The organism is Arhodomonas sp. KWT (assembly GCF_010993615.1).
Genome location: NZ_WNXE01000444.1, coordinates 1 through 1,382, shown reverse-complemented (window position 1 = coordinate 1,382; position 1,382 = coordinate 1). Strand labels below are relative to the sequence as shown.

At 74.2% G+C, this 1,382-nt stretch carries 1 protein-coding gene; it reads left to right on the top strand.

Annotated elements, in window-relative coordinates:
• A partial coding sequence (locus G7A99_RS19765; RefSeq protein WP_163143461.1) for a DUF697 domain-containing protein occupies nucleotides 1-864 on the top strand: 864 nt, incomplete at its 5' end.
• Nucleotides 865-1,382 lie beyond the last annotated feature (518 nt).

The window sequence follows — 1,382 nt, the reverse complement described above, 5'->3', positions numbered from 1 at the left end:
CGCGCGGAGCGCCGCGCCCTGGAGGTCGTCTGCGCCGAGCGCCGCCCGGTGATCCTGGTCCTCAACAAGGCCGACCGCTATACCGGCGAGGAGCGCGACCGGCTGCTGGTGCGGCTGCGTGAGCACGCCGCCGGGCTGGTGGCGGCGGAGAACGTGATTGCCTGCGCCGCCGACCCGGCACCAAGACGTGTCGTCGTGGTCGCCCCGGACGGCAGTGAGACCGAGCGCCGTGAGCACCCGCCGGCGGCGGTTTCCGACCTGGCGGACCGGCTCTGGGCGGTGGTCGAGTCGGAAGGCAAAGCGCTTGCGGCACTCAACGCGGGCCTGTTCGCCAGCCGTGTCAGCGATCGTGTGGCGGCGCGAATCACCGAGCTGCGCCGCAGCGTCGCCCGGCGCGTCACCGACGCGTACGCCCTGGGCAAGGGCGTGGCGGTGGCGGTCAACCCGGTGCCGGTGGCGGACCTGGCCGGCGCGGCGGCGCTGGACGTGACCCTGGTCTTTCACCTGGGCCGGGTCTACGGCCTGCCGGTGACCCGGCGCGAGGCCGGCAGGCTGGTGGCGGTGATCATCGGCCAGCTCTCCGCCCTGCTGGGTGCGGTGTGGAGCGTCAACCTGTTCGCCTCCCTCGCCAAGCTCGGCACCGGCGGCGCGGCGACGGCGCTCACCGCCTCGGCCCAGGGCGCGGTGGGTTACGCCAGCACCTGGATCCTCGGGCGCGTGGCGGAGGACTACTTCCGCCGTGGCGGCAGCTGGGGCGAGTCCGGCCCCAAGCGTGCGGTGGAGGCGGTGATCGACGGCGTCGACACGGAGTCCCTGCTGGCCCAGGCAAAGGAGGACATCCGCCGGACGCTGCGCGGGGGGTAGGGGTCGTTTCCCCCTCTCCCGCAAGGGGCGAGGGGGGCAGGACGCTCCCCGACAGGCCGGCCGCTGTGGCAGCCGGCGACCGCCGCCCGCTCCCCGGCAAACGGGGTGCCACGCCGGCCGTATGCATCGCGATGGCGGCCAGGGCATGGCGTAGGTCGTGCGCCGAAGGCGTGCGACATCCCCGGTCGGCCACCGAAGACGTCGCGCACGGCCTTCGGCCGTGCCCGACCTACGGGATGGTGGTGTGCTCCCGGCAGCCCGGCGCGTGCGGTCCTTACCGGACGGAAAGGAAGGCCTTTACCCACCGGCACACGGGGCGCCACGCCGGCCGGCACGCATCGCGATGGTGGCCAGGGCATGGCGTAGGTCGTGCGCCGAAGGCGTGCGACATCCCCGGTCGGCCACCGAAGACGTCGCACACGGCCTTCGGCCGTGCTCGATCTACGGGATGGATGTCCCGGCGCTACGCGGGCTCCGGCGGGGTGTCGGCGTGCTCGCGCAGGTCGAGGGTCACGCGG